The sequence below is a fragment of the Burkholderia sp. LK4 genome, assembly GCF_001043615.1.
Classification (GTDB): domain Bacteria; phylum Pseudomonadota; class Gammaproteobacteria; order Burkholderiales; family Burkholderiaceae; genus Burkholderia; species Burkholderia cepacia.
Genome location: NZ_LDUL01000045.1, coordinates 41349 through 60344 on the forward strand (window position 1 = coordinate 41349; position 18996 = coordinate 60344).

The following is an 18996-nucleotide window of genomic DNA, read 5'->3' on the forward strand; positions in this document are numbered from 1 at the left end:
ATACGCACCGAATCGGCCGCCTTCAATCACCTGCTGCGTCTGTGAAGCTCCGCTTCCGCCCTCTTTTCGTATGCCCTGTTCCACCCTTTGCCGGATCGCCGATTCGCGCCTTTTCACGGGGCCGGAACATACTTTCCCCACACGGCGTTTACTCATTTATTACAATCGCATTATTCAGACTGACTCGCCGCCTTCCGGCGGCCCGACCCGGCCATTGCATGAGCGTGAAAAAGAAGACCCACCCCGCCGATCCGTACGCGGCCGCGACCAAGAACCCGATGCTCGCGTCGCGCCTGCCGATGTGGCGCTCGAAGCTGATCGTGATCATCGTGTTCCTCGCGTTCGCCGCGCTGATCGGCCGCGCGTTCTGGGTGCAGGTCGCGAACAAGGAGTTCTACGTCGGCCAGGGCCAGAAACGCTACCAGCGCACGATCGAGCTCGACGCGATGCGAGGGCGCATCGTCGACCGCAACGGCGCGATGCTCGCCGTCAGCCTGTCGACCTATGAAATCTGGGCGAACCCGAAGCAGGTCGCCGACACCGACTACCCGCAGATCTCGAAGCTGCTCGACATGCCGCTCGTCGAGGTCAAGCGGCGCCTCGGCAACGACAAGACGTTCGTGCTGCTCAAGCGGCAGGTCGACGCCGACACGGCGGGCAGGCTCGACAAGCTCGCGATCGACGGCATCACGCAGATCGCCGATTCGAAGCGCTTCTACCCGGAAGGCGAATCGGCCGCGCACGTGGTCGGCTTCACGAACGTCGAGGACAAGGGTCAGGAAGGCGTCGAGCTCGCGGCGAATGCGCGCCTGTCGGGCACGTCCGGGCAGCGCGAGGTGATCCGCGACCGGCTCGGCCGCATCGTGTCGGACACGCGCCCGCTTGTCCCGGCGCAGCATGGCGCGACGATCGAGCTGACGATCGACCGCCGCATCCAGCAGCTCGCGTTCAGCCAGCTCAAGGCGGCCGTGGTCGAGAACAACGCGGTGGCCGGCAGCGTCGTGGTGCTCGACGCGCAGAACGGCGAGATCCTCGCGCTGGCGAACTACCCGACCTTCGACCCGAACGACCGCGCGCGCCTCACCGGCCAGCAGTTGCGCAACCGCGCGGTGATCGACACGTTCGAACCGGGCTCGACGATCAAGCCGCTCGTCGTCGCGCTGTCGATCGACGAACGCAAGGTCACGCCGAACACGATCATCAACACGTCGCCGGGCACCTACAAGATCGGCCCGGCCGTGATCCACGACACGTCGAACCACGGTTCGCTGACGGTCTCGCAGGCGCTGCAGAAGTCGAGCAACGTCGCGCTTGCGAAGCTCGCGCTGAGCCTGCCCGCCGAAACGATCTGGAACAAGTACCAGGAATACGGGATCGGCCGCGCGCCGGAGCTGACGTTCCCGGGCGTCGCGTCGGGCCGGCTGCGCGGCTACAAGCGCTGGCGGCCGATCGAGCAGGCGACGATGGCATACGGCTACGGCCTGTCGATGTCGCTGCTGCAGATCGCGCAAACCTATACGGCCTATGCCGGCGACGGCACGCTGCACCCGGTGTCGCTGCTGAAGAACGGCACCGATCAGCAGACGATCGACGCGCATCGCGGCCACCGCGTGACGTCGCCGCAAACGGCCGCGTCGATCCGCTCGATGCTCGAGATGGCGGTCGGCGAAGGCGGCACGGGGCGCCGCGCGCGCGTCGACGGCTACCGGATCGGCGGCAAGACCGGTACCGCGCGCAAGCAGGTCGGCGCGACCTATGCGAAGGGCAAGTACCGCGCGCTGTTCGCGGGGATGGCGCCGATGAGCAACCCGCGCCTGATCGTCGCGGTGATGATCGACGAGCCGCGCGGCAAGGGCTACTACGGCGGCACGGTGGCCGGCCCGGTGTTCGCGTCGGTCACGAGCGGCTCGCTGCAACTGCTCGGCGTGCCGCCCGACGCGCCGGTCGAGCCCGAGAAGACGCCGCCGGCGAAGGCCGCCGCGCCGCAGAAGACGGTGGCCGCGCCGAAAGCGGCTGCGCAAACCAGGACGGCTGCGGCACCGAAAACCGCAGCGCCGCTGAAGACTGCCGCGCCGTCGAACGTACCGGTGCAGCCGGCCACGGCGGCCGGATAAGCGCGGCACGTCCCCGCGGCACGGCGCCCGCCGGCGCGCGTGGCACACCGGCGGCCCCTGGCCGCCACGCATTTCCCCGCCATCGGGCACCGTCCCACTTTCTAGGAACGCCGCGCATCATTTGAGCGTTCCCGCTCCCTCCTCCTACAATTTTTCCGCGTGTCGGGCAGCCCTGCCCGTGCGCGCGACTACAAAAAAGGAGAGAGACGCATGCGATTCCACTGGAAGACGCTCGCACTGGCCATTACGAGCGCGGCGCTGGTCGGCGGGGTACCCGCCCATGCCGCCGACCCCGCCGACGTGAAAATCGGCTTCCTCGTCAAACAGCCGGACGATCCGTGGTTCCAGGACGAATGGCGCTTCGCCGACCAGGCGGCGAAGGAAAAGCACTTCACGCTGATCAAGATCGCGACGCCGAGCGGCGAAAAGGTATCGACCGCGCTCGACAGCCTCGCCGCGCAAAAGGCACAGGGCGTGATCATCTGCGCACCCGACGTGAAGCTCGGCCCCGGCATCGCGGCGAAGGCGAAGCGAGCGGGGATCAAGCTGATGTCGGTCGACGACCAGCTCGTCGACGGCCACGGTGCACCGCTCCAGGGCGTGCCGCACATGGGCATCTCCGCGTACAGGATCGGCCAGCAGGTCGGCCAGGCGATCGCGGACGAGACGAAGCGGCGCGGCTGGAACCCGGCCGAGGTCGGCATCATCCGGATCGCGTACGACCAGTTGCCGACCGCACGCGAACGCACGACCGGCGCGGTCGATGCGCTCAAGGCCGCCGGTTTCCCGGCCGCGAACGTGATCGATGCACCCGAAATGACGGCCGACACCGAAGGCGCGTTCAACGCGGCGAACATCGCGCTCACCAAGCATGCGAATTTCAAGCGCTGGGTCGCGTTCGGCTCGAACGACGACACGACGGTCGGCGCGGTGCGCGCCGCCGAGGGGCGCGGCATCGGCGCGGATGCGATGGTCGCGGTCGGCATCAACGGCAGCCAGATCGCGCTCAACGAATTCGCGAAGCCGAAGCCGACGGGCTTCTACGGCTCGATCCTGCTGAATCCGCGCCAGCACGGCTACCAGACGAGCATCGACATGTACGACTGGATCACGAAAAACCAGGCGCCGCCGCCGCTCGTGCTGACGTCCGGCACCTTGATCACGCGCGACAACGAAAAGCAGGCGCGCGCCGCGCTCGGCCTGTGAGCCGGCACAAGGAGCCGACATGACACGCACCACCCTCGTGACGGGCGCCGCCGGCGGCATCGGCCAGACGCTGTGCCGCACCTTCCTCGCCGCCGGCGACCGCGTGCTCGCGCTCGATCGCGACCGCGCGGCGCTCGACCGCTTCATCGATACGCTCGGCGACGCGCACGTGACGCCGGTCGTCGACGACCTGACCGACGCCGAACGGCTGCAATCGACGCTCGAATCGCATCCGCAAGCCGACGTGCTCGTCGCCAACGCGGGCACGGCCGCATCGACCACGCTGCGCGACACGACGCCCGCCACCTGGCGCACGGATCTCGACGCGAACCTGACGGCCACCTACATGAGCGTCGAAGCCGTGCTGCCCGGCATGCGCGCACGCGGGCGCGGCGCAATCGCGATCATCGGTTCGGTCAACGGCGTGCATGCACTCGGGCATCCGGCGTACAGCGCGGCGAAGGCCGGGTTGATCAGCTACACGAAATCGCTCGCGATCGAATTCGGCCGCGATGGCGTGCGCGCGAACATCGTGCTGCCGGGCACCGTGAAGACGCCCGCATGGGAAGCACGCGTGCAGCGCAATCCGCAGGTGTTCGAGCAATTGAGGAAGTGGTATCCGCTCGACGATTTCGCGACGCCGGACGACGTCGCGCAGGCCGCGCTGTTCCTGTGCTCGCCGGCGGCGCGGATCATCACGGGCGTCGCGTTGCCCGTCGACGGCGGCCTGCTGGCCGGCAATCGCGTGATGGCGCAGGAGCTGACGCTCGAGACGTTCTACTGAAACCGAAGCCCGCGGCGCCGGCGGCCGCTGCCCGCTGCCGCGCCGCCGCGCCGCCGCCCGCCGTCAATGCGCGGCCGCGACCGGCTTCGCCATCCTGCCGAGCACGTGCTCGGTCATCCCGCGCGCGAGTTCGGTCTCGCCCATGAACACGGTGCCGATGCCCTCGTTCGACAGCAGCGCGGCCTCGTCGCCGCTGTTCGTGCACAGCACGACCTCGAGCGCCGGGTTGAGCGTGCGGGAGATTTCGACGATCTGCCGTACGTCGAACACGTCGGGCAGCGTGACGACCAGCATCCCGGCGCGCGCGATATGCGCCTGCACCAGCACGATCGGCTCGATCGCATCGCCCGACACGGCAGCAACGCCTTCCGCGCGCAGTTTCTCGACGAGCTCGCGATTCTGCTCGACGACGACGTACGCGATGCCGCGCTCGTCGAGCGCATGTGCGATGCGCGTGCCGACCTTGCCGTAGCCGACGATCACGACCTGCCCGGTGAGATGTGTCTGCGGCGTCGACATCGGCAGCGCGGCGAGCGGATCGTCGCGCGCCTCGAGCCTGCGCGCGAACGCCGAATGCTTGCGGATCCACGCAAGCGCGGGATCGATCATCGCGAACAGCAGCGTGTTCATCGCGATCGAGATCAGCGCGACCGCGAGGATCAGGCTCTGCCCCTCGGCCGACAGCAGCCCGAGCGCACGGCCGAGCCCCGCGAGGATGAACGAGAACTCGCCGATCTGCGCGAGGCCCGCGCCGACCGTCAGCGCGGTATTCAGCGGATAGCGGAACGCAATCACGAGCGCGACCGCCGCGAGCGTCTTGCCGATCACCACGATCGCCGCGACCTCGATCACGTGCAGCGGCTCCGCGAGCAGGATCTTCGGGTCGAACAGCATCCCGACCGAAATGAAGAACAGCACCGAGAACGCATCGCGCAGCGGCAGCGTCTCGTCGGCCGCGCGCCGGCTGAACTCCGACTCGCGCATCATCATCCCGGCGAAGAACGCGCCGAGGGCGAACGACACGTCGAACAGCTTCGCCGCGCCGAATGCGATGCCGACCGCAGCCGCGATCATGCACAGCGTGAACAGCTCGCGCGAGCCCGTGCGCGCGACGAGCCACAGAATGCGCGGGAACACGCGCTTGCCGACCACCAGCATCAATGCGATGAACGCCGCGACCTTCAGCATCGTGACGCCGAGCGTGCCCCACACGCTGCCGCCGGCCGCGTGCGCGTCGCCGGGCGGCGTGCCGCCGAGCAGCCCCGCGACGGGCGGCAGCAGCACGAGCACGAGCACCATCACGAGATCCTCGACGACGAGCCAGCCGACCGCGATGCGCCCGTTGACCGTCTCGACGAGCCCGCGCCCTTCCAGCGCACGCAGCAGCACGACGGTACTCGCCACCGACAGCGCGAGCCCGAACACGAGCGCCGCACCGACGCTCCAGCCCCAGGTGAGCGCGAGACCGCCGCCGAGCAGCGTGGCCACCGTGATCTGGACGATGGCCCCCGGCAGCGCGATCTTGCGCACCGCGAGCAGATCGCCGAGCGAGAAATGCAGGCCGACGCCGAACATCAGCAGCATCACGCCGACTTCGGCGAGCTGCTGCGCGAGCGACAGGTCGCCGACGAAACCGGGCGTGCCGGGGCCGATCACGATCCCGGCGAGCAGATAGCCGACGAGCGGCGGCATTTTCAGCAGCGACGCGAAGTAACCGAAGACCATCGCGAGACCGAAACCGGCCGCGAGCAACGCAATCAGGCTGATGTCATGAGGCATCCCCCCTCCCAAGTTCTTGTAACGATTTAGTAAGGTTCAAGAACGAAAGGATAAGGGATGAGGCGGAAGAATGGCGCGCCGCCGCGAAAAATTCACGCGGCGGCCCGCCTTGGCGGGGTGCAACCCCGGCGAAACGAAAGGCGCCGCGCGGATCGCGCGGCGCCTTGAAGCACATCGGACAGGCGGGGCGGGCGCCCCGCCGCCCCCGTCAGCGCGACGCTTGCGGGAACCGCGCGCCCGGCGGCGGTTCGGGCCGGGTCGACGGCACGCTCTTGCGCACCTTCGCGACCTGCGCGGCGGTCACCGGCGCCCCCGTGTTGCCCCAGCTCGTGCGCACGAAGTTGGACACGTCCGCGACTTCCTGGTCCGACAGGCGCCAGCCGAACGGCGGCATCGTGAACGTCGACGGCGCGGTGCGCGTGCCCTGCAGCGCGCTGCCTTCCAGCACGACGTGGATCAGCGAGGTCGGATCGTCGCCCTGCACGACCGGGTTGCCGGCGAGCGCCGGGAACACGCGCGTGTAGCCATGGCCGTCGCTGCGGTGGCAGGCCGTGCAGTTGTCGCGATAGACGGCCGCACCCGGCTTGCTCGCGTCGCCGGCCTGCAGGGCCTTGGCAGCCGCCGCGTCGTACACGTGCGGCTGCTCGCCCTGCACGCGCGGCGGCAGCGTCTTCAGGTAGCGCGCGATTGCGTTCAGGTCGTCGTCGGTCATGTGCTGCATGCTGTGGCCGACCACGTCCGTCATCCCGCCGAATGCAGCCGTGCGCAGCGTGCGGCCCGTCTTCAGGAACTGCACGATCTCGGTTTCGTTCCACGTGCCGAGACCCGTGCGCGGCTCGCCGCGCAGGCTCGTCGGCACCCAGCCGTCGATCGCCGCACCGCCGGCCAGGAAATCCGGGCCGTCCGCGTCGGTCAGCCCGCGCTCCTGCATCGTCGGCGCGCGCGGCGTGTGGCACGCACCGCAGTGGCCAAGACCCTGCACGAGATACGCGCCGCGCGCGACCACCGGATCGGTGTACGGCGCCGCGTCGAACGGCTTCGGCGTCGGGGCGAACATCTTGCGCCAGATCGTAAGCGGCCAGCGCATCGACAGCGGCCACACGATGTCGACCGCACGGTTCTCGTGCTCGACGGGCGCGACGCCGTGCATGAAGTACGCGTACAGCGCCTTCATGTCGTCGTCGGTCAGGCGCGCGTACGACGGGAACGGCATGGCCGGATACATCGTGTCGCCGTTCTTGCGCACGCCTTCGCGCACCGCGCGCGTGAAGTCCTCGTAAGTCCAGCCGCCGAGGCCCGTCTTCGGGTCCGGCGTGATGTTCGTCGAATAGATGCCGCCGATCGGCGTGTCGAATTTCAGCCCGCCCGCGAACGGCTTGCCGCCGCTCGCGGTATGGCACGCGATACAGTCGCCCGCCCGCGCGAGGTATTCGCCGCGCTTGATCAGGTTCGCGTCGGCGGACCGGGCCGCGGGTGCAGCCGCCGGGCCGGAAGCCGCCGCAGGCGCAGCCGGCTGCGCAAACGCCGTCGCGCCTGCGAAGCCGAGCGCGGCCCAGGCCGCGCCGGCCGCCAGCGCGCGCGACATGCGGCGCGCGACGTTGTGGTTCATCGTCCTCTTCATACGGTCACCAGCGGAGCGGGATTTTTCAGGTATTGCTCGCGGATCGCACGTGCCGACCAGTAGGCCAGCGCCGCGATGATCCCGGTCGGGTTGTAGCCGATGCCCTGCGGCAGCGCCGATGCGCCCATCACGAACACGTTGTGCACGTCCCAGCACTGCAGGTAGCGGTTCAGCACGCTCGTCTTCGGGTCGGTGCCCATGATCGCGCCGCCGACGAGGTGGGTCGTCTGGTATGCGCGCGAATCGAAGTGCTTGCCGAACTCGCGCGTCGACACGCCGATCGCCTTCGGCCCCATCGCCTCCGCGATCTTCTTCATCTGCCCGGTCACGTACTGCGCCATCTTGATGTCGTTGTCCTTCCAGTCGAAGGTCATCCGCAGCAGCGGCTGGCCGTATGAATCGCGATAGGTCGGATCGAGGTCGAGGTACACGTCGCGATACGACATGTTGGTGCCGTGCGCGTCCATCGAGATCGTGTGCGCGTAGTTGTCCTTGACCGCCTTCTTCCACGCCGAGCCCCACTGCGGCGTACCGGGCGGCGTCGCGATGCCGCTGATCGGCTTCACGCCGGCCTGGTTCACCCACAGCGGCGAGCCGCCGACGAAGCCGAGCGGGCCGTGGTCGAAATTGTCCGCGTTGAAATCGTCCACCGCGACGCCGTTGCCGCCCGCGCCGATGAACGGATTCGTGTAGGTGTCCTTGTCGAAGAACGCCTTGATCGTCGACAGGTTCTGGTACGCGAAATTGCGACCCACCACGCCTTCGCCCGAGATCGGGTCGTACGGCTTGCCGATGCCCGACAGCAGCAGCAGGTGCACGTTGTGGTACTGGAACGCGGCCACGATCACGAGATCGGCCGGCTGGTGCACTTCACGCCCGGCCGGGTCGACATAGGTCACGCCCGTCGCGCGCTTCTTCGTGTCGTCGAGGTCGACGCGCAGCACGTGGCACTTCGAGCGCAGCTCGAAGTTCGGCGCCTGCTTCAGCGCGGGCAGGATGTTCAGGTTCGGCGACGCCTTCGAGTACATGTAGCACGCGTAACCGCTGCAGTAGCCGCAGAAGTTGCACGGGCCCATCTGTACGCCGTAAGGGTTCGTGTACGGGCCCGACGTGTTCGCCGACGGCAGCCGGTACGGATGCAGGCCGAGCGACTTCGCGGCATCGGAGAAGCGCTGCGCCGAATACGTGTTGAGCTGCGCGGGCAGCGGGAAGTTGTCGCTGCGGTTCGCTTCGAACACGTTGCCGTCGCCGACCACCTTGCCGCCGACCTTGTACGCCTGCCCCGACGTGCCGAACACCTTCTCCGCGAAATCGAAATGCGGCTCGAGCTCGTCGTAGGTCACGCCGGTGTCCTGGATCGTCATCCCTTCGGGGATGAACTTCTTGCCGTAGCGCTCTTCATAGTGGCTGCGCAGGCGCAGCTCTTCCGGCGTGATCCGGAAATGCACGCCCGACCAGTGCAGCCCCGCTCCGCCCACGCCTTCACCCGGCAGGAACGCGGCGAGCTGCCGGTACGGCAGCGCGGTGTCCTGCAGCCCGTGGCGGATCGACACCGTCGTCTTCGACAGGTCGAGGAACAGCTTCTTGCGGATGTTGTAGGTCAGCTCGTCGATCGTGTTCGGATACGCGCCGTCCGGATAGGTGTCGCGATACTCGCCGCGCTCGAGCGCGACCACGTTCAAGCCCGCTTCGGTCAGTTCCTTCGCGAGAATCGCGCCGGTCCAGCCGAAGCCGACGATCACCGCATCGACATGCGGTTTTTTCTCTGCGGCCATCAGCTGCGCTCCCCGTTGATCGAGACGGGGCCGTACGGATAGGGCTTGCCGCTCTGGTTGACGAAATCCATGAAGTCCGCGCGTGCGCCGGGAAAACCGATCATCTTCCACGCGGCCATGTCGTGATTGCCGCCATGCACCGGATCGCAGAAATAGCCTTCGCGCGTGTTCTGCAGCAACTGGCCGAAGAACACGCCGGGCGGCACGTCGTCGATCTGCGCGCCGCCCTTCTCCAGCGCGCCGAGCACGGTGTCGCGCGTCGGCGCGTCGAGATCCGCGAACGCCTTGCCGTGGGTCTTCTCGCAATAGCGGTTGACCGCCGCGATACCGAGCCGGTAGATGTCGCGCGGCACCAGCTTCAGCTGGTAGCCAAGCTCGGGCACGCCTTGCTGGAACGGCCCCTGCATGTACCAGGTCGCGCCGTGCGCATACGGCGTCTCCATCTGGCGGTCGATGAATTCGGGCACGCCCGATTCGAGCGCGCCGGGGCCTTCGGCGTCGGCCGGAATCAGCCGGTCGACGGCGGCCTGGACGAACGCCCATTCCTTCGCATCGAAGAAGGTCGGCTTGTACGGGGCGCGTTCGGCGCCGGCCGATGCACCGGGCGCGTTGCCGGTCGTCGCGGAAGGCGACGACGAGCGCAGGTCGCAGCCGGCGACCGACGCGATCGGCACGAGCGCGACCGACGTGCGCAGGAAACGGCGGCGCGAGTTGGGTTTGTCAGGTGACGTGGACATGGTCGGATGTTGATCGTTGGGGATCTCGGGGCCCGGACGCGCGCACTCCGCATGCGGCATGCCCGGCATGGCAGCCTCGCCGCAATCGGCTGGCCGTCCTGTTCTTTCGTCTGTTGCGAACCACCTCGATGCAGGCGCCGCCCATGCAATGCGCGGCAGCGCCTTCATGCGGCCGCGCGTCGCGCCGGTTCAGGCTGCGCTGCACGGATCGGCTTCTTTGTGAGCCTTATCGTCTGACAAATACCGGCATCTGCCCGCATCTGCCCCTCATCGCTCATGACCCTCATTCAACTTAGACGTCGCGTTTGCCGACAGCAAGCGCAACGTGCACGACCCTCTTTCGGGCCCGGCGACAAGTGCCGCGAATTATATATGGAACCGGTTCCATTCAAAGGTACGCCAATGCAATTCAATGCATCGAAAATCGCAACAATTGAAAAGTCCGGAAGCCGGAACGCGAAAGGATTCGCGCGATTACCCGCTGACGCGGGCGTCAGGCAAAGGATTGTCGTGTGTCGGGTTTCGCGGAAGGCTGTGGCTTTCCAGCCACGCGGCGCACCGATGGGTGCCGGTTTGCATCGCGCTCTGGTAGCCTCCGCGTCTCATGAGACCACATAAGAATGAACTGCCGACGGCCGACGCGACCCGCATCAGCCGAACCCTCAGCTACCTGCTGCGCCACGCGCCGCAAACGATCGGGCTGCGGCTCGACCCGGAAGGCTGGGCCGACATCGACGAACTGATCGCCGGCATCGCCCGCCTGGGGCATCCCATCGATCGCGCGACGCTCGAAACCGTCTGCGCGACCAACGACAAGCAGCGCTTCGCCCTCTCCGACGACGGCCGACGTATCCGCGCGGTACAAGGCCATTCGACGCCCGTCGTGCAGCGCAACTATCCGGCCGCGCAACCGCCCGAGCGCCTCTATCACGGCACCGCGACGCGCTTCCTGGATTCGATTCGGGCGCAAGGGCTGATACCCGGTGCCCGTCATCACGTGCATCTGTCGTCGGACATCCGGACCGCGCTGGCCGTCGGCACGCGCTACGGCGTGCCCGTGATTCTCGAGGTCGATGCGCAGCGCATGCATCGGCAAGGCCACACGTTCTTCGTCGCCGAAAACGGCGTATGGCTGACGGATACCGTGCCGGCGGAATACCTTACGGAACGGGAAGCGCCTAAGCGCTGAAACGCGCGTTCACCGCGGCCAGAACATCGACGCGATGGACAGCGCCAGCGCCGCGCACAGCGGCGAGTAATACAGCGTGTCCATCCGCGCGAAACGCGACCCGCGAATCCGCTTGAAGAAGCCGACGTAACGGAAATCGCCGACGGCCCGCACCGCGAAAATCAATGCGAGCGCAACGACCGCGAACGAGATCGTGCCGGGATACGGGTTCGGCCCCAGCCAGCCGGCGCGCGCGGCAACCACGCACGCGCCGCCCAGCAATGCCGCCGCGACGGCGAGCGTGCCGATGGCGGTCGGCCGCAGCAGCGGCTCGCCGTCCTGCTCGGGAATGGCCGCACGCTTGCCGCGCCGCCCGCCCAACGCCCAGTACACGTGAATGAGCGCGATCGCGCAAAGCGTCGGCACGCTGAAATACGCCCCGGTCATGTCGGTCAATGCCCTCGTCTCGTTGTGTCGTTATCTCGACGTGCTGCCGGCGAAGCGCCGGCACGCGGCCCCGGGCCGCGACACCCGTGACGATACCGAAACCCGGCAGCCGCTGCATTGCGACCTCCGGTCGCAACCCGCCACGACCGATGTTGCAACGCAGTGCGCGCGGGCCGGCCGCTTGACTTCCCTCCGCGCACCACTACCCTGTTATTCCAGTACCGCGGTCGATACGCATCCGCGCGACCGGCCGCACGGCGCACCTGCACGACAACGATAACGAAGGCCATGGAGGCGACTCATGCTGATCGGCGTGCCGAAGGAGATCAAGAACCACGAATACCGTGTCGGCCTCACGCCGGCCGGCGCGCGCGAACTCACTCGGCACGGCCACCGCGTGCTGGTGCAGCGCGGCGCGGGCACCGCGATCGGCCTGCTCGACAATGACTACACGGCCGCGGGCGCATCGCTCTGCGACGGTGCCGACGAAGTCTTCGCGCGCGCCGACATGATCATCAAGGTCAAGGAGCCGCAGCCGGCGGAATGCGCGATGTTGCGGCGCGGGCAGATCCTCTACACGTACCTGCATCTCGCGCCCGATCCCGGACAGGCCGCGGCACTCGTGAAGTCCGGCGCCGTCTGCGTCGCCTACGAAACCGTGACGGGCCCGGGCGGCGGCCTGCCGCTGCTCGCGCCGATGAGCGAGGTGGCCGGGCGCATGTCGATCCAGGTCGCGGCGACCCACCTCGAAAGCCCGCGCGGCGGGCGCGGCGTGCTGATGGCCGGTGTGCCCGGCGTGCCGGCCGCGCATGTCGTCGTGCTCGGCGCGGGCGTGGTGGGCACCGGCGCGCTGCAGATGGCGGTCGGCCTCGGCGCGCGCGTCACCGTGCTCGACACCAACGTGAACCGGCTGCGCCAGCTCGACCTCGTGTTCGCCAACCGGATCGCGACCGTCTGCTCGAACGCGCACACGATCGACGAAGCCGTGCGCGATGCCGACGTCGTGATCGGCGCCGTGCTCGTGCCGGGCGCATCGGCGCCGCGGCTCGTCACGCGCGACATGATCGCGACGATGCGCACCGGGGCGGTCGTCGTCGACGTCGCGATCGACCAGGGCGGATGCTTCGAGACTTCGCACGCGACGACGCACGCGGACCCGACCTTCGTCGTCGACGGCGTCGTGCACTACTGCGTCGCGAACATGCCCGGCGCGGTCGCGCGCACGTCGACCTTCGCGCTGAACAACGCGACGCTCGGGCACGCGCTCGCACTCGCCGACAAGGGCTGGAAGCAGGCGATGACCGACGATCCGCACCTGCGCGCGGGCCTGAACGTGTGCGACGGGCACATCACGTACGAAGCGGTCGCGCTGGCGCTCGGCCTGCCCTACGTGCCGGCGGCCGGCGTGCTGGCGTGACGTGACCGCCTTCACGCGCGGCGGGCGACGCGCCCGCCGGTGCGTTCATGCGCCCTTCGAGCCGCGGCGCCTGGACGCGCAGTCCGCGCCCATCGTGCGTGCAAGCAGCGGCCTCAATTGCGCGAGCGTGCGCGTGTTCAGCACGTCGGGCCGCGTCAGCCAGCCGCGTCGCGCCTGATCGACGCCGTAGGCGAGATTGTCGAGTTCGTCCGTGCTGCACGCATCCGAGCCGATCGCCACCGGCACGCCGGCCTTCGCGGCCTCGCGGCACCAGATGTCCGGCAGGTCGAGCCGCCGCGGCTGCGCGTCGAGTTCAACGAAACAGCGGCGCGCCGCGGCGTGCGCGATCACGCGTGCCACGTCGAGTTCGCACGCGTCGCGCTCGCCGAGCACGCGGCCCGTCGGGTGCGCGAGAATCGTGAAATGCGGCTGGTCCATCGCGCGCAGCACGCGCGCGGTCTGCGCGTCGCGCGACAACTCGAAGCCGTCACGTACCGCACCGACCACGAGATCGAGCCGGCCGAGCAACGTGTCGGGCACGTCGAGGCTGCCGTCCTCGAGAATGCCGGCCTCCACTCCCTTGAGCAGCACGAAATCGTCGAACGACGCGTTCAGGCGGTCGATCTCGTCGAGTTGCCGGGCAAGCCAGTCGAAGCCGTTGCGGCCGCCGCCGGAATCCGGTGCCCGGTCGGTGATGGCCAGGTACGCGAATCCGCGCGCGCGCGCCGCATCGGCCATCGCGCGCAAGCTGTCGCGGCCGGCCGACGCGTCGGTATGCGCATGCAGGTCGCCATGCACATGCTTGCGCTCGACCAGCGCCGGCAGCGTGCCCGCGCGCGCCGCGTCGATCTCGCCACGATCCTCGCGCAATTCGGGCGGGACTTCGTGCAGCCCGATCGCCGCGTAAACCGACGCCTCGGTCGCGCCGGCGATCCGTTCGTCGCCGCGGAACACGCCATATTCGTTGATCTTCAGCCCGCCGGCCTGCGCAATCCTTCGCAACGCGATGTTGTGCGCCTTCGATCCGGTGAAGTAGACGAGCGCCGCGCCGAATGCATCGGCATCGACGACGCGCAGGTCGACCTGCAACCCGTTCGCGAGCACGACGCTCGACTTCGTCTTGCCGTGCGCCAGCACGCGCGCCACCTCGCCGTAGCCGACGAACGCGTCGGCGACGGCCTGCGGATCGCGTGCGGTGACGAGGATGTCGAGATCGCCGACCGTCTCGCGGCGGCGGCGGAAGCTGCCGGCCGGCACGGCCTTGCCGACACCGGCAATCGCGCGCAGGCGTTCGAGCAGCGGCAGCAGCGAGTGCGCCGCATCCGGCAGCAGGAAGCGTTGGGGTTCGCGTTGCAGCCGGTCGTCGATCGCTTCGAGCAGATGGGCTTCGGTTTTCGCGCCGAAGCCGGGCAATTCACGCACGTGCCCGCTCTTCGCCTCGGCGCGAAGCTGTTCGAGCGAATCGACGTGCAGCGCTTCATGCAGCGCCTTCACGCGTTTCGCGCCGAGCCCCGGTACGTCAAGCAGCTCGACGATCGCGCCCGGCAGCGCGTGACGCAGCGTTTGCTGCAATTCGCAGGTGCCGGTCGCGGCGATCTCGCGCAGCTTCGACGCGAGATCGGGCCCGATCGACGGAATCTTCCCGAGATCGTCGCCGTTCGCGATCATCGTCGCGATATCGCGCCCGTAGTCGGCGATCGTGCGCGCGGCGTTGCGATACGCGCGCACCCGGAACGGATTGGCGCCCTGGATCTCGAGCATGTCGGCGATCTCGGCGAACACGGCCGCATACCCAGCATTGTGGATCGGCATGATCGGCGTGGCTCCCTTCCACGTGGATGGTGCCGCGCGCGTGCGCGACGCCGTCTGCCCGCGCGGTGCCGCATGCCGACGCCGCCGGGCGCACGTTCATCATCGTACGCCGGCCGTGCGTCGCGTGCTGCGACGTTGCGGCCCGACGTCAGAGGGTAGCGCGCGGCGTCGTGGCGTAGTGCCGCTCGTAGATCGACTGGCAATGCGTGCAGCGTTCGGCAGTCGGGCGCGCCAGCAGGCGCTCATAGCCGACCGAACCGTCGCAGTCGATGCATTCGCCGTAACTGCCGTCGCGCATCCGCTGCTGCGCGCGGCCGACGGCGCGCAGTTCGGTCAGTTTCATGCCGATCAATGCATGATCGACGTCGACGAACAGGTCCGCATTCGCCTCGTCGCCCTCGTCCGGCGCCGCGCCGGCGAGATCTGCATAGGATTCCGACGCGCGCTGGTCTTCGCTCGTGCGGATCTCCGCACGTAACGTCTGCTCGCTCTCGTTCAGCCGCTGCTTCAGCGTCTGCCGTTGTTGTGCGTCGAGCGCCATGGCGTCTCTCCTGTTCCGGGTTCCGCGCGGAAAACGGTCGCGCGCAGTGTCGCGCCGGTGTGCGGCGGGCAAGGTTCGACCGGCGCCGCCGCGCCACGGATACGCGCCCGGACGCATCAGGCGCCGGACGCATGCGATGCAGGATAAACCCATTGAGCGGGTGTGTGTTGACCGGAATCAGTGCTGCACCGAATGCCCCTAAAAGCGATGGGGGCGACGCGAAATCGGGGCCAGCAATCAGCGCACATCCTCGCCGAGCCACCGCTTGCTGATCGCGCCGTATTCGCCGTCCTTGAGCATCGTGTCGAGCGCGGCGTTGATCGCATCGCGCAGCTTCGGGCTGTCCTTGCGCACCGCGATCCCCATCTTCTCCGGATACAGCAGCGGCCCGACGGGTTTCGCGTCAATGTGCTTGTCACGGATCGTCAGGATGCCTGCGATGCGATCCGAGACGAATCCCTCGATACGGCGGTTCTGCATGTCGATCAGGATGTCGGGCAGCCCCTTGTAGGTTTTCACCTGCACGTCGGGCCGGTTCTTGCGCAACCACGCTTCATAGGTTTCCCCGAGCGTGACGCCGACCACCTTGCCCTTCAACTGCGCGATGTCCTGCACGCTGCTGCCCTTCGGCACGAACAGCTGCGCGCCCGAACGATAGTAGGACTGCGTGAAATCCACGGCCTTCAGGCGCTCGTCGGTGATCGCCAGACTGCCGATCACGGCATCGTACTTGCCGGCCAGCAGCCCGCCGACGATGCCGTCCCATGCCGTCATGACCGGCACGGGCTTCGCACCGAGCCTGCCCGCGACGCGGGTGCCGATATCGACGTCGAAGCCGGTCAGTTTGCCCGACTCGTCGATGAAGCTGAACGGCGGATACTTGCCGGTCAACGCGAACGTCAGGTTGCCCGTCTGCCGGACCTTGTCCAGATCGTCGGCATGTGCCGCGACGCTCGCGGCGCCGATGAGCGCCGCGCAGGCGACCATCGTCATTCGTTGCAGCAAAGTCATCTCCAGTCTCCAGGATCTTGATCGTGAATCGAACGCATCTATGCGTTCGACGTGGCATCGCACGGCGCCTGATGCCGCGCGACTTCGAACAACGCGGCGGCCCCCTGCCCGCCGCCGATGCACATCGTGACGACGACGTGGCGCACGCCGCGTCGTGCCCCTTCGAGCAGTGCGTGACCGACCATCCGCGTTCCCGTCATCCCGTACGGATGGCCGAGCGCGATGCTGCCACCGTTGACGTTGACGACCTCGTACGACAAGCCGAGTGTGTCGACGCAATGCACGACCTGCGAAGCGAACGCCTCGTTGAGTTCCCACAGGCCGATGTCGGCGGCCGACAGGCCCGTGCGGGCAAGCAGCTTGCGCACGGCAGGCACGGGGCCGACACCCATCTCGTCGGGCCGGCAGCCGGCCACCGCGCACGCGATCATGCGTCCGAGGGGCGGCGTGTCGAGCGTGCGCAGCATCGCGCCGGAGACGACCGCGCATGCGGCCGATCCGTCCGCGAGCGCGCACGCGTTGCCGGCCGTCACGGTACCGCCGTCGCGCACGGCATCGAGCGCCGCCAGCTCGTCGCCGGTCGTACCCGGACGCCCGCATTCGTCTTCGCTCACGCGCAGCATGCGGGCGACGCCGTCGCCGCTTGCCTTGTCGCGTTCGACCTTGCGCACGTCGACCGCAACGATTTCGTCACGCAACAACCCCGCCTGCACCGCGCGCGCGGCACGCTGCTGGCTGAGTGTCGCGTAGTCATCCTGAGCACGACGCGACACGCGATAGCGGCTCGCAACCACATCGGCCGTCTCGACCATCGGCATGTAGGCGTCAGCGTACCGCGCGAGCAATTGCTCGTCCTGCTGGCGGTGGCGATTCATGTGCGCGTTCTGCACGAGGCTGATCGATTCGACGCCGCCCGCCAGGATCGCATCGGCTTCGCCGCCCGAAATCCGCGCCGACGCCAGTGCAACCGACATCAGCCCCGACGCGCATTGCCGGTCGACGGTCATGCCCGGCACGCTGACGGGCAGGCCCGCCGCCAGTGCCGCAAGCCGCCCGATGTTGTAGTACTGCGTCCCTTCCGGCAATGCGCAGCCGAGCATCACGTCGTCGATCCGTTCGGGATCGAGGCCGCTGCGCGCCACCGCGGCACGCAGCGAAAGCGCGGCAAGCGTCGGCGACGTCGTGTCGTTGAACGCACCGCGAAACGCGCGCCCGATCGGCGTGCGCGCATAACCGACGATCCAGGCGTCGCGACTGGTGTCCGTCATGCGGCCTCCTTGTCGACCGTGAAATCGGCTTCGGTCAGGTTGCGGATCTCGGCAACGCTCAGCGAATCGAGCCGTTCCACCAGCGTCAGTCCATGCGCCGCACACCGGAACACCGCGTGTTCGGTGACGATCATCGCGACGCGGCGGCGCGCCGTGAGCGGCAGCGCGCATCGCTCGACGATCTTCGGTCGCCCGTTCTTGTCGGTGTGCGGCATCGTGACGATCATGCGCCGCGCCTTCTGTGCCAGTTCCGCGCCGCCGCCGATGCCTGCCACGAGGCTACCCGGCACGAGCCAGTTCGCGAGATCGCCGTGCGCCGACACCTGCAACGCACCCAGGAACGTGATATCGACCAGCCCGCGCCGGATCATGCCGAACGAATCGACGCTGTCGACGATCGCGCCGCCCGGCACGACCGATACGTAACCGCCGCCGGCGTCGATCAGATCGCGGTCGAGATCGGCGGCGCGCGCAAGCGCGCCGACTCCGACGATGCCGTTCTCCGAGTGGATCCAGGTGGCCGACGGATCGTCGAGATACGCGGGAATCAGCGTCGGCAGGCCGATACCGAGATTGATCAGTTGCCCGCGCGCCACTTCGCGCGCGGCCCGGCGCGCGATCACGTGGCGCGGGTCAGCGCGGGATGGGCTGGTATTCATCGGTGTCTCCGTCGATCTGGATCAGGCCATGCACGTGGATGCCCGGCGTGTGGATATCGTCGGGCGCAAGCGGCGTCGCGTCGACGACGCGCGCCTCGACCAGCACCCGATCCGCGGCCATCGCCATCAGCGGCGAGAAATTGCGTGCTGCGCCGCGATAGCGGAGATTCCCGCAGGTATCCGCGCGATCCGCACGAAGCAGCGCGAAATCCGCACGCAGAGCGCGTTCGAAAAACAGCGTCCGGCCGTCGACCGAAATCGTTTCGCGCGTGACACCCAGTTCCGGCGGCAACTCGATATCGGTCACGATGCCCGGCAAGCCGACGCCCGCGCAGCGGATTCGTTCGGCGAACAACCCCTGCGAAAAGAACTCGATCTGCAGTGTGCCGGACAGGTAAGCGCGCCGCGCGGGGCCGCTCAGGCCGAGATGCGTCGTCAGCAGCCGGCTCACGACGCCAGCCTCGATCAGCCTCGACACGCCGTAGTTGTCCTGGTTCGCATCGTTCTTGATGATCGTCAGGTCGCGCTTGCCCTGCCGTTGCAACTCGGCCAGCAGCGAGAACGGCGTGCCCGGTGAACCAAAACCGCCGACCATGATCGATGCGCCGTCCGGAATCGGTGCGACCGCGTCGGCGAGCTGCATGCGTTTGTCCATGC

Annotated in this window: 16 protein-coding genes; 5 read left to right on the top strand and 11 right to left on the bottom strand. The window is 68.1% G+C overall.

All coding sequences use genetic code 11. The features are described from left to right. Positions 1–218 precede the first annotated feature (218 nt). The 3 genes from VK92_RS22745 (at position 219) to VK92_RS22755 (ending at position 4104) form a co-directional block, all read left to right on the top strand. The gene (locus VK92_RS22745) at positions 219–2114 is read left to right on the top strand and encodes a peptidoglycan D,D-transpeptidase FtsI family protein (RefSeq protein WP_048021884.1); all 1896 of its coding nucleotides are present in this window, start codon (positions 219–221) and stop codon (positions 2112–2114) included. 210 nt (positions 2115–2324) lie between these two features. Continuing rightward, a complete protein-coding gene (locus tag VK92_RS22750) occupies positions 2325–3320 on the top strand; it encodes an arabinose ABC transporter substrate-binding protein (RefSeq protein WP_048021882.1) in 996 nt (331 codons plus the stop codon). A 19-nt stretch (positions 3321–3339) separates the two neighbouring features. Next, positions 3340–4104, top strand: a complete 765-nt coding sequence (locus tag VK92_RS22755; protein ID WP_048021880.1) for an SDR family oxidoreductase — start codon at positions 3340–3342, stop codon at positions 4102–4104. Between the two features lie 63 nt (positions 4105–4167). On the opposite strand, the gene VK92_RS22760 is transcribed toward VK92_RS22755, so the two are convergent. The 4 genes from VK92_RS22760 to VK92_RS22775 form a co-directional block, all read right to left on the bottom strand. Beyond that, positions 4168–5883: a cation:proton antiporter domain-containing protein gene (locus VK92_RS22760; protein WP_048021879.1), complete on the bottom strand. Its 1716-nt coding sequence runs from the start codon at positions 5881–5883 to the stop codon at positions 4168–4170. Between the two features lie 208 nt (positions 5884–6091). Beyond that, positions 6092–7504 carry a c-type cytochrome gene (locus VK92_RS22765; protein WP_048021877.1) on the bottom strand — a complete coding sequence of 471 codons (1413 nt, stop codon included), beginning with the start codon at positions 7502–7504 and terminating at the stop codon, positions 6092–6094. Continuing rightward, complete coding sequence (locus tag VK92_RS22770) at positions 7501–9279, bottom strand: GMC family oxidoreductase (RefSeq protein ID WP_021163240.1); 1779 nt, start codon at positions 9277–9279, stop codon at positions 7501–7503. Before VK92_RS22770 ends, VK92_RS22765 begins: the two co-directional genes overlap by 4 nt. Continuing rightward, a complete protein-coding gene (locus VK92_RS22775) occupies positions 9279–10016 on the bottom strand; it encodes a gluconate 2-dehydrogenase subunit 3 family protein (RefSeq protein WP_048021946.1) in 738 nt (245 codons plus the stop codon). The genes VK92_RS22770 and VK92_RS22775 overlap by 1 nt, the downstream gene beginning before the upstream one ends. Before the next feature lie 604 nt (positions 10017–10620). Between VK92_RS22775 and VK92_RS22780 the strand changes: the two genes are divergently transcribed. Beyond that, entirely contained in the window at positions 10621–11205 is a 585-nt protein-coding gene (locus VK92_RS22780; RefSeq protein WP_048021873.1) for an RNA 2'-phosphotransferase, read from the top strand. A 9-nt stretch (positions 11206–11214) separates the two neighbouring features. Here the strand turns inward: VK92_RS22780 and VK92_RS22785 are convergent, their stop codons facing one another. Then, positions 11215–11631, bottom strand: coding sequence for a DUF3995 domain-containing protein (locus tag VK92_RS22785; protein WP_027791422.1), 417 nt, complete (start codon positions 11629–11631; stop codon positions 11215–11217). Between the two features lie 301 nt (positions 11632–11932). Between VK92_RS22785 and ald the strand changes: the two genes are divergently transcribed. Continuing rightward, positions 11933–13048: an alanine dehydrogenase gene (gene ald, locus VK92_RS22790; RefSeq protein WP_048021871.1), complete on the top strand. Its 1116-nt coding sequence runs from the start codon at positions 11933–11935 to the stop codon at positions 13046–13048. A 45-nt stretch (positions 13049–13093) separates the two neighbouring features. Here ald and polX read toward each other — a convergent pair whose 3' ends face one another. The 6 genes from polX to VK92_RS22820 form a co-directional block, all read right to left on the bottom strand. Then, positions 13094–14860, bottom strand: coding sequence for a DNA polymerase/3'-5' exonuclease PolX (polX, locus tag VK92_RS22795; protein ID WP_048021870.1), 1767 nt, complete (start codon positions 14858–14860; stop codon positions 13094–13096). A gap of 148 nt (positions 14861–15008) precedes the next feature. Further along, complete coding sequence (locus VK92_RS22800; protein ID WP_021160664.1) at positions 15009–15401, bottom strand: TraR/DksA family transcriptional regulator; 393 nt, start codon at positions 15399–15401, stop codon at positions 15009–15011. Between the two features lie 237 nt (positions 15402–15638). Next, complete coding sequence (locus tag VK92_RS22805; protein WP_051392305.1) at positions 15639–16412, bottom strand: transporter substrate-binding domain-containing protein; 774 nt, start codon at positions 16410–16412, stop codon at positions 15639–15641. Between the two features lie 38 nt (positions 16413–16450). Beyond that, positions 16451–17680 carry an acetyl-CoA C-acyltransferase gene (locus VK92_RS22810; RefSeq protein WP_048021869.1) on the bottom strand — a complete coding sequence of 410 codons (1230 nt, stop codon included), beginning with the start codon at positions 17678–17680 and terminating at the stop codon, positions 16451–16453. After that, complete coding sequence (locus tag VK92_RS22815) at positions 17677–18339, bottom strand: 3-oxoacid CoA-transferase subunit B (RefSeq protein ID WP_048021867.1); 663 nt, start codon at positions 18337–18339, stop codon at positions 17677–17679. The genes VK92_RS22810 and VK92_RS22815 overlap by 4 nt, the downstream gene beginning before the upstream one ends. Then, positions 18314–18994 (bottom strand): CoA transferase subunit A, encoded by a 681-nt coding sequence (locus VK92_RS22820; protein WP_021160660.1) that lies wholly within the window; start codon positions 18992–18994, stop codon positions 18314–18316. Before VK92_RS22820 ends, VK92_RS22815 begins: the two co-directional genes overlap by 26 nt. Between the last annotated feature and the right edge of the window lie 2 nt (positions 18995–18996).

What these genes read in the sequence shown, in the direction of transcription:
- VK92_RS22770 (WP_021163240.1), bottom strand. Translation starts at nt 9,279, where the DNA reads ATGGCCGCAGAGAAAAAACCGCATGTCGATGCGGTGATCGTCGGCTTC.
- VK92_RS22780 (WP_048021873.1), top strand. Translation starts at nt 10,621, where the DNA reads ATGAGACCACATAAGAATGAACTGCCGACGGCCGACGCGACCCGCATC.
- VK92_RS22805 (WP_051392305.1), bottom strand. Translation starts at nt 16,412, where the DNA reads ATGACTTTGCTGCAACGAATGACGATGGTCGCCTGCGCGGCGCTCATC.
- VK92_RS22785 (WP_027791422.1), bottom strand. Translation starts at nt 11,631, where the DNA reads ATGACCGGGGCGTATTTCAGCGTGCCGACGCTTTGCGCGATCGCGCTC.
- VK92_RS22755 (WP_048021880.1), top strand. Translation starts at nt 3,340, where the DNA reads ATGACACGCACCACCCTCGTGACGGGCGCCGCCGGCGGCATCGGCCAG.
- polX (WP_048021870.1), bottom strand. Translation starts at nt 14,860, where the DNA reads ATGCCGATCCACAATGCTGGGTATGCGGCCGTGTTCGCCGAGATCGCC.
- ald (WP_048021871.1), top strand. Translation starts at nt 11,933, where the DNA reads ATGCTGATCGGCGTGCCGAAGGAGATCAAGAACCACGAATACCGTGTC.
- VK92_RS22775 (WP_048021946.1), bottom strand. Translation starts at nt 10,016, where the DNA reads ATGTCCACGTCACCTGACAAACCCAACTCGCGCCGCCGTTTCCTGCGC.
- VK92_RS22765 (WP_048021877.1), bottom strand. Translation starts at nt 7,504, where the DNA reads ATGAAGAGGACGATGAACCACAACGTCGCGCGCCGCATGTCGCGCGCG.
- VK92_RS22800 (WP_021160664.1), bottom strand. Translation starts at nt 15,401, where the DNA reads ATGGCGCTCGACGCACAACAACGGCAGACGCTGAAGCAGCGGCTGAAC.
- VK92_RS22745 (WP_048021884.1), top strand. Translation starts at nt 219, where the DNA reads ATGAGCGTGAAAAAGAAGACCCACCCCGCCGATCCGTACGCGGCCGCG.
- VK92_RS22760 (WP_048021879.1), bottom strand. Translation starts at nt 5,883, where the DNA reads ATGCCTCATGACATCAGCCTGATTGCGTTGCTCGCGGCCGGTTTCGGT.
- VK92_RS22750 (WP_048021882.1), top strand. Translation starts at nt 2,325, where the DNA reads ATGCGATTCCACTGGAAGACGCTCGCACTGGCCATTACGAGCGCGGCG.
- VK92_RS22820 (WP_021160660.1), bottom strand. Translation starts at nt 18,994, where the DNA reads ATGGACAAACGCATGCAGCTCGCCGACGCGGTCGCACCGATTCCGGAC.
- VK92_RS22810 (WP_048021869.1), bottom strand. Translation starts at nt 17,680, where the DNA reads ATGACGGACACCAGTCGCGACGCCTGGATCGTCGGTTATGCGCGCACG.
- VK92_RS22815 (WP_048021867.1), bottom strand. Translation starts at nt 18,339, where the DNA reads ATGAATACCAGCCCATCCCGCGCTGACCCGCGCCACGTGATCGCGCGC.